At 50.0% G+C, this 8,387-nt stretch carries 9 protein-coding genes; 6 read left to right on the top strand and 3 right to left on the bottom strand.

Going from position 1 to position 8,387, the window contains the following annotated elements; all coding sequences use genetic code 11:
• Positions 1–191: 191 nt before the first annotated feature.
• Positions 192–1,307 carry a porin gene (locus HMPREF3052_RS00650; RefSeq protein ID WP_070747755.1) on the top strand — a complete coding sequence of 372 codons (1,116 nt, stop codon included), beginning with the start codon at positions 192–194 and terminating at the stop codon, positions 1,305–1,307.
• Between the two features lie 63 nt (positions 1,308–1,370).
• Here the strand turns inward: HMPREF3052_RS00650 and HMPREF3052_RS00645 are convergent, their stop codons facing one another.
• On the bottom strand, positions 1,371–1,982 hold the full coding sequence (locus HMPREF3052_RS00645; RefSeq protein WP_070747752.1) for a CNP1-like family protein: 612 nt from the start codon (positions 1,980–1,982) through the stop codon (positions 1,371–1,373).
• Positions 1,983–2,091: 109 nt separating this feature from the next.
• Here HMPREF3052_RS00645 and HMPREF3052_RS00640 point away from each other — a divergent pair, with 109 nt between their 5' ends.
• From HMPREF3052_RS00640 to pyrC, 3 genes are all read left to right on the top strand, one after another.
• Complete coding sequence (locus HMPREF3052_RS00640) at positions 2,092–2,316, top strand: sulfurtransferase TusA family protein (RefSeq protein ID WP_003681929.1); 225 nt, start codon at positions 2,092–2,094, stop codon at positions 2,314–2,316.
• Between the two features lie 12 nt (positions 2,317–2,328).
• Positions 2,329–2,922: an NMCC_0638 family (lipo)protein gene (locus HMPREF3052_RS00635; RefSeq protein ID WP_070747749.1), complete on the top strand. Its 594-nt coding sequence runs from the start codon at positions 2,329–2,331 to the stop codon at positions 2,920–2,922.
• Positions 2,923–3,019: 97 nt separating this feature from the next.
• Positions 3,020–4,054: a dihydroorotase gene (gene pyrC, locus HMPREF3052_RS00630; RefSeq protein ID WP_070747746.1), complete on the top strand. Its 1,035-nt coding sequence runs from the start codon at positions 3,020–3,022 to the stop codon at positions 4,052–4,054.
• Between the two features lie 132 nt (positions 4,055–4,186).
• On the opposite strand, the gene HMPREF3052_RS00625 is transcribed toward pyrC, so the two are convergent.
• Positions 4,187–4,750: an RBBP9/YdeN family alpha/beta hydrolase gene (locus HMPREF3052_RS00625; protein WP_070747743.1), complete on the bottom strand. Its 564-nt coding sequence runs from the start codon at positions 4,748–4,750 to the stop codon at positions 4,187–4,189.
• Between the two features lie 384 nt (positions 4,751–5,134).
• On the opposite strand from HMPREF3052_RS00625, the gene HMPREF3052_RS00615 reads away from it, so the two are divergent.
• Positions 5,135–5,761 carry a PAQR family membrane homeostasis protein TrhA gene (locus HMPREF3052_RS00615; protein WP_049329915.1) on the top strand — a complete coding sequence of 209 codons (627 nt, stop codon included), beginning with the start codon at positions 5,135–5,137 and terminating at the stop codon, positions 5,759–5,761.
• A 58-nt stretch (positions 5,762–5,819) separates the two neighbouring features.
• Here HMPREF3052_RS00615 and HMPREF3052_RS00610 read toward each other — a convergent pair whose 3' ends face one another.
• Positions 5,820–7,250: an alanine/glycine:cation symporter family protein gene (locus HMPREF3052_RS00610; protein WP_049329916.1), complete on the bottom strand. Its 1,431-nt coding sequence runs from the start codon at positions 7,248–7,250 to the stop codon at positions 5,820–5,822.
• 365 nt (positions 7,251–7,615) lie between these two features.
• Here HMPREF3052_RS00610 and HMPREF3052_RS00605 point away from each other — a divergent pair, with 365 nt between their 5' ends.
• Positions 7,616–8,344: a YebC/PmpR family DNA-binding transcriptional regulator gene (locus tag HMPREF3052_RS00605; RefSeq protein WP_003684063.1), complete on the top strand. Its 729-nt coding sequence runs from the start codon at positions 7,616–7,618 to the stop codon at positions 8,342–8,344.
• Positions 8,345–8,387 lie beyond the last annotated feature (43 nt).

Below are 8,387 nucleotides of genomic sequence, written 5' to 3'. Positions count from 1 at the left end.
GAGTGTCCAAGATTTGGGGGCCAGTTCAATTGTTTTCAGACGGCCTGTTTTATTTAAAAATGTTGTAAAAAGTCTAAACTCTAATGAATAAAAGTGTCTATCAAGATGAAAGTAGTTGTTTGTAGCGTTGGAAAACATTAATATTGCTAAACGTGTTTTCACGAGATTTTAACTTTGTTTTGGAGAGAATAATGAAAAAATCGATTATCGCTTTGGTTATTGCCGGTTTGCCGCTGGCTGCCTCTGCAGAAGTGATTCTTTATGGTCAAATCAAAAGCAGCGTGACCGTTGGTCAAGTAAAAATCAAAGGTGACGCAGGTTCTGAAACCAGCTCTACCGCAACCAGCATCAATGACAATACCTCCCGTATCGGTTTTAAAGGTAGCGAGAACTTGGGCGGCGATTTGAAAGCCATCTGGCAAGTTGAACAAAAAACAGCCATTACCGGCGGTTCACAAGGTTTTGCCAATCGCGATTCCTTCATCGGTTTGCAAGGTAAATTCGGTAAAGTCCGTGCCGGTAAACTCAGCAATATGCTGAACGAAATGGACACCATCGATCCGTGGATGTACAAAACCAATGCCGCAGGCTTGGGCATATTTACCCGTACCGGCAACCGTAATGCCGCTGTACGCTACGACAGCCCGGATTTTGGCGGATTCAAATTCAACGTGTCTTACGCACCGCGCGACAACCGCAATCCTTCAGACAAATACACGCACACCCAAGCGGCCAAAGACCAATACACCGGCGGCGTGAGCTTCTCTAAAAACGGCTTTACTGCCAATGCGGCTTACGGCCATTACAACGGCGCGTACACCGACAATTCCGGCAAAGTCAAAGCGGCACAAATCGCCAAAGTTGAAACTTATTACGACAAAGACAATCTCTTTGTCGGCGGCGGCGTACACTATGCCAAAGGCCATGAGACAGCCAACGAATATTTAGGCTATTTCACCGATGGTTTTAATGAGTACAAGGGTAGTGACATCACTGCCGATTCAGGCAAATCTGAAGCCGTGAAAGTGGTTGATGCAGCAGTAACTGTCGGCTACAAATTGGGCAATGTCACCCCACGCATTACTTATGCACACGGCTGGCCTGCCAAGGGCGTGAACAGCGGCGAGAAATTGGTGGATAAATTCGACCAAGTCGTTGTCGGCGGCCAATACACCTTCAGTAAACGCACCGGCGTAGTTGCCCAACTGGCGTATCTGAAAGTCGGCAACAAAACCCGTCTGACTGCAGCCAACAAAGGCGGCGTTGAACAAAAAGCCGCTTCTGTGGGCCTGTATCACAAATTCTAAGCCGTCTTGAAAGACAAGGCCGTCTGAAAAATTTCAGACGGCCTTTTTGTTGATTAAAGCGGTTTATTTGTCGTGGTTGGTCAGCGTTGTGCCGTGACGGCCACCGCGTTCTTTCAAACGTTGTACCAAACCTTCGACCGTTGTCGGCATGCCGTCGACACAGAATGCCTGATACAGGGCGGTATGCAGGGCATCGTTGCGGCTGAACGCATTGCCGATCAGCTTCCAATCGCCTTTACGCGGCTCGATCCAGCGGTGGTTTACTGTGTCGCCGTAAGCGAATACTTTGTAAGACGAACGCTTATCGTTGCTGTAAGTAAAGGATGTGCGGGCGCAATAGAGGCCTTCGACGGAGAGGTTGTCGTAGCCTTTGTCGGAGCGCACGTTCAAGACGTAGCGGATGCTGTTGTCAGGCGCAGGCATGATTTGCAGGCTGCTGAGCAGGATTTTAGGCTGCTTGCCGTAGGTTTCGTTGACATAGAGGTCGAACCAATCGCCCGATTGGGTATCGGGCAGGGGCGGCAACTCGGCTTTGTGTTCTTTAAACTCGCGTGCGGCAACTTCTTCAGGGCTTTCCTGATAACGCGTGTTGGTCAGCGTATCCTTTTGGCTGAAACCCAAAGCAAATGCTTGAGTCGCGGCAAGGCTGAGGGCAAGAAGGGCAAAACGGCGCATAGACAGCTCCAAAGTGAAAAACGGCTTTATTTTATGGGCTTGCAGGGTGGGGTGCAAGTAAGTGCGGTATAATTGACGTTAATTCTGATTAATATGACGAGTTTTCATCATGAATACACAAACTCTGGATGTCATTGGTTTGAAATGCCCGCTGCCGATTTTGCGTGCCAAAAAAGCTTTGGCGCAAATGCAGGAAGGCGAAGTGCTGACCGTATTGGCCACCGATGGCGGCGCGCCCGGCGATTTTGAAGCGTTTTGCCGTCAGACCGGACATGTTTTGTTGGAATCGAGCGAAGCCGACGGCGTGTTCAAGCTGGTGTTGAAGCACAAATAAAGGCCGTCTGAAATGTCTAAAGCCGTTGCGTTGTCTGCCGCCGTATTGGCTGTCTGCCTGAGTGCATGCGGCAATGAAGGCGTTTCGCCGCAGAACGCTGTCGATTATGCCCAAAATGTAACCGACTTGTTCCGCCAAAGCTGCGTGGCCGCAGACGGCAATGCCGCCCTTGTCGGCGAGTTTGCCAATGCCAACAAACTGGTTTTATTGTCGAAAAAGGATATTGCCGATTTGCCTGCCGGAATGATGGATTTGGAGGCATTAAGTATTTGGAAGAAAACGGTAAACGGCGCAGATTATTATTTGAGCCTGACTGAAGACAGTTGCAGCGTGCGCACGGCTAAAGCCGACGACCATCTGATTTTCAAACAATTTTTGGCTTTGGCAGAAAATCCGCCGCAAGGTTTGAACGCTGAATTGCGTGCCGATAATTTGGTGGAAACTCCGTTGCCTATGCGTCAGATTTCCTACGCATGGCGCGCGTCCGGCAGTCCGAAAGAAACCTTGCTGACTGTTAAAACAACGTCGTCCGAGCATTTTCCGGTACAGGCTGTTTTTTATTTGACCCATCATTCTTACGACAATAAGGCCGCCGTTTTGCCTTAGGCCGGTTGACGATTGAAACACCAAATTAATAGAAACTGTTACCGCCGAATAAAGGCCGTCTGAAACATTATCACACCAAACCACTCGAAAGTAAGCTATGCAAACCCTGACCATCATCCGCCCCGACGATATGCACTTACACCTGCGCGACGGCGACGCGCTCAAAGCCGTTGTCCCGTACACCGCCCGACAAATGGGCCGCGCGGTTATCATGCCCAACCTGAAGCCGCCCGTCGTCAGTGTTGCCGACGCCCAAGCATACAAAGAGCGCATTATGGCCGCCCTGCCAGAAGGCAGTAGCTTCCAGCCGTTGATGACGCTTTATTTGACCGATAACGCCACTCCCGAACTCGTACGTGAAGCCAAGGCTGCCGGTATTGTGGCTTTCAAACTTTATCCTGCAGGCGCGACCACCAATTCCGATTCCGGCGTGACCGACTTGTTTAAGCTGATCCCCGTGTTGGAAGAAATGGCGAAACAGGGCATTTTGTTCTTGGTTCACGGCGAAGTAACCGATCCTGAAATCGATATTTTCGACCGCGAAGCCGCCTTTATCGAGCGCGTGATGAAGCCGGTTTTGGCGCAAGTGCCAAACCTCAAGGTTGTGTTTGAACACATCACCACTGCCGAGGCTGCACGACTGGTATTGGAAGCAGGCGATAATGTGGCCGCGTCTGTGACGCCGCAACACTTGCTGCTCAACCGCAACGACCTTTTGGTCGGCGGTGTGCGCCCTCATCATTTCTGCTTGCCTGTACTCAAACGCGAAACCCACCGTCAGGCTTTGGTTGCCGCCGTTACCGGCGATAAGGCGCACAAATTCTTCCTCGGCACGGACTCTGCGCCACATGCTAAAACTGCCAAAGAAAATGCTTGCGGTTGCGCCGGTATGTTCAGCGCAATGACTGCTATCGAGCTTTATGCCGAAGTGTTTGAGAAAGCAGGCGCGTTGGATAAACTGGAAGCCTTTGCTTCTAAAAACGGCCCATGTTTCTACGGTCTGCCTGAAAATACCGATACCATTACATTGGTCAAACAAACGCAAACTGTACCTGCCAGTGTGCCTTACGGCGATGGCGAGCTTGTACCGATGAGGGCCGGCGGCGAGATTGAATGGACGGTACAATATTAAATTTGCCGCCAATTAGGCATAAAAAGAAACAACCTGCTTGAAAGGGCAGGTTGTTTTTATTGTCGTTCAGACGGCCTGTTATGGGGAGGGAAGACAGTCAAGGCCGTCTGAAAATAGGATTAGAGTGTGTATTTATTCGGTCAACATGGGTTTCAGTGCTTCCCAAGCCTGCGGCAGTTGGGTAAAACCGTCCGAAGCCATCAAATGGCCGCCTTCTGGAATATGGGTAACAGGGCTTTTGAGTTTGGCCGCCATGTCCAAAGTCAGTTCGGGTGGAACATGGGTGTCATTGTCGGAAACCAGGCAGTGTTTGGGCATATCGATTTTGCGCAGGATGTCGAAATCGGGGGACGCTGCTTTAATGTAGGCATCGAGCGTGGGCAGGGGCGGTAGCATATCGGCAAAACCGGCGGCAAGCAACAGACCGCCGATTTTTTGCGGCTGTTGGCGGCTGAGGAAGTGAAGGAGGGTAATGCAACCGAGGCTGTGGCCGACTAGGAAGGTATGGGCATCAGGCTTGCCGATGTGCTGGTCAAGGGTAAACTGCCACGCGGTCGTGCTTGGTTTGTCGGGATTGGGCATGGCGAGGGAGATTGCTTGTGCGCCGGTGCTTTTGACTTGGGCGCAAAGCCAGTCAAACCAGTTGCCGTGCGGATTGCCTTCAAAGCCATGTACGATATAAACGCGTCGATTCATGTTTCTCCTCCTTCAGACGGCCTGAGATTTTGTCTAAATCTCTGCCTGTAAGCGTTTATTATACCATGTTTGTTTATGTTTTATTGTTTGCCGCTTTGTAAGGATGGTTGATTAAGCTTTTGTTGTTAAATGATATTTGCAAGAATAATAAAGCAAACAACACGGCAGGGGCGGATGGCGTTGCCGTGTTGTTCGGGTTTGAAATATATAGGGGCCGTCTGAAAAAGGGAAAGAATGGTTTGTTTGTTGCAAAGATGTTTTTGTTATATTGCAAGGCCGTGTTTTTCAGACGGCCTTTACGCTTTAACTTATTTTTAACCCGATTTCTCTGACGAAGCGCCTGTCTTGGCGTACACTTTGGTCTTTTATAAATGAGAATGGTTTATGTATCACGGCGAGAGATTTAATGCGTACAGCCATTTGGCCGGTTTCTTGTTGGCAGTGGCGGCCTTGGTGCTGATGCTGGTGAAAGCGGTAGAATCGGCGGACGGCTATCGGATTGCCGGTGCACTGACTTACGGAGTCTGCCTGCTGCTTCTGTATTTGGGCTCAACCTTATACCACAGTATTCCGCAGCCGAAGGCCAAGGCGATTTTGCAAAAGGTCGATCATTGCATGATTTATCTTTTAATTGCAGGCAGTTATACGCCGTTTACGCTGATTACCCTGCAGGGCGGTTGGGGCTGGTCGCTTTTCGGCGTGTCATGGGGGCTGGCTTTGTTGGGCATTGTTCAAGAGCTGACAATTGGGCGCAAAAGCGAGAAGCGGCTGCTGTCGATGGTGATTTATGTGTTGATGGGCTGGCTGATTGTGGTGGCGGTATGGCCGCTGATACAGTCGCTTTCGGCCGGTGGATTATTTTGGCTGGTGTTGGGCGGCGTATTGTATAGCGCGGGGATTTATTGGTTTATCAACGATACGAAAATCCGCCATGGCCACGGTATTTGGCACTTGTTTGTCTTAGCAGGCAGTTTGACGCAATTTATCAGCATTTATTTTTATGTGTTGTAGTTTCAGACGGCCTGGAATAAAAAACCTCTCAGTTTGACTGAGAGGTTTTTGTTTGTCGTCAACCTGGGTTTTTGTCGTGGAATTCGTGGAATTCATAGTTGTAGGTCAACTCTTTGCCAGCTTTGGTTTGCGCCAGATAATCGTCGTAAACAGCACGGATTTCCTTACGCAGCAGGAAGAGGGCGATTAAGTTTGGTAAGACCATAAAGCCGTTGAACATATCGGACATACTCCAAACCAAATCCACTTTGCCCAATGTACCCAATACGATGGCCACCAAAACCAGCGCGCGGTAGATGCCCAAATGTTTGCCGCGGAACAGGAAGCGGATATTGGATTCGCCGAAGTAGTACCAGCCGATGATGGTGGTAAAGGCGAAGAAGGTCAGACAGACGGCGAGCAGTTGCGAGCCGAAACCCGGGAAGGCTTTGTTAAACGCCAGTTGGGTAACCGCAGCGCCGGTTTCGCCGGAAAGGTCGGCGTCGGTCAGCAGGATAATCAGCGCGGTTGCCGTGCAGACCATCAGCGTATCGATAAAGATACCGATAAATGCAGCCATACCTTGTTGCACAGGGTGTTTGACGTTGGCGGTCGCATGAGCGTGCGGGGTCGAACCCATACCGGCTTCATTGGAAAACAGGCCGCGTGCCACACCGAAGCGGACTGCCTCGCGCATACCGATACCGGCCGCACCACCCAATACCGCTTCCGGATTGAAGGCGGCGACAAAAATATTGTGGAACATCGGGATGATGTGGTCGGAGAATTTGAACAAAATAATCACGGCACACAAGATGTAAATTACCGCCATAAACGGCACGACAAATTGCGCGATACCGGCAATGCGGTTGATGCCGCCGATGATGATCAGGCCGGCGAATACCGCCAAAGTAATACCGACAGCCATCGGAGGAACATCGAAAGCCAAATTCATGGCAGAGGCAATAGAGTTGGATTGGGTCGCGTTACCGATGAAACCCAGCGCGATAATCAAGGCGATGGAGAAAAAGCCGGACAGAAAACGCGCCGCGCCACGGCCGATTTTCGGAGTCAGGCCGTGCGTAATGTAAAACGCAGGGCCGCCGATGTATTTGCCATGGCTGACCACGCGGTATTTTTGCGCCAAAACGGCTTCTGCAAAAATGGTAGACATGCCCAAAATGGCAGACAACCACATCCAAAAAATGGCACCCGGGCCGCCAGCGGTAATCGCAGTGGCGACACCGGCTACGTTACCGGTACCGATTTGCGCGGAAATCGCCACGGCAAGGGCTTGAAATTGAGACAGAGATTTGCCTTCGTGGTCTTTGTCTTTTTTGCTGAACAAGCCACCGAAAACGGATTTGAAACCCGTCCCCAATTTGGTTATTTGCGGCGCACCCAAGTACAGGGTAAAAAACAGGCCGATGCCGATTAAGGCATAAATCAGCAGGTAGTCCCAAAGAACCAGATTGACTGCACCCACCAGAGCAGACAATATTTCTTCCATAATAAAACCTTTAATAAAAACAATAAAAATAAAATGATACGGGTAACTACTCCCACTCATTTTTCGCGTTTGGCAATATCGGCGAGCAGGCCGTTTTGCCATTCGATACCGGTTAAGTTGTTAACAATTTTGACCGATTTTGTCATCATACCGTAAACCTTCGTGAATTAAAACGAAAAACTGACAAAGGTTTGCCGCCAATGTGCTTCTTTATTTAAAAAAGGTTTCTTTGTTTTCAGACGGCCTGTTTTTGCAAATATTCGGGCTGTCTGAATATTTTGGCTAAAGGCAACTTATGATAAAATGCACGCCTTACAAATGAAGCAAATTCCGCCTCAACGCGTGAAAAAACGAAAGGAATCAATATGGCAGGCCATAGTAAGTGGGCAAATATCCAACACAAAAAAGCCCGACAAGATGCCAAACGCGGCAAAATCTTCACCCGTCTGATTAAAGAAATTACCGTTGCTGCCCGTATGGGCGGCGGCGACCCCGGCGCAAACCCGCGCCTGCGCCTGGCTTTGGAAAAAGCCGCTGAAAACAATATGCCTAAAGACAACGTGCAACGTGCCATCGACAAAGGTACGGGCAATCTGGAAGGCGTGGAATACATCGAGTTGCGTTACGAAGGCTACGGCATCGGCGGTGCGGCTTTGATGGTGGATTGTTTGACCGACAACAAAACCCGTACCGTTGCCGATGTGCGCCATGCGTTCACTAAAAACGGCGGTAATTTGGGTACCGACGGCTGCGTAGCGTTCAACTTCGTTCATCAAGGCTATTTGGTGTTTGAACCGGGCGTTGATGAAGATGCGCTGATGGAAGCGGCTTTGGAAGCCGGTGCGGAAGATGTCATCACCAACGACGACGGTTCCATCGAAGTGATTACCGCGCCAAACGACTGGGCTGCTGTAAAATCGGCTTTGGAAGCGGCAGGTTACAAATCTGTTGACGGCGACGTTACCATGCGCGCCCAAAACGAAACCGAGTTGAGCGGCGAAGATGCAGTTAAAATGCAAAAACTGATTGACGCATTGGAAGATTTGGACGACGTACAAGACGTTTACACTTCTGCCGTGTTAAATCTGGACTAAGAGTTTAAAGAACAAAAGGCCGAGACCTTTGCAAAATCCCCCC

Origin of the sequence: Neisseria sp. HMSC056A03 (assembly GCF_001815685.1) — a bacterium.
Classification (GTDB): Bacteria; Pseudomonadota; Gammaproteobacteria; order Burkholderiales; family Neisseriaceae; genus Neisseria; species Neisseria subflava.
Note: the sequence above shows the minus strand (reverse complement) of the source record. Positions and strands in the feature narration are given on the sequence as shown.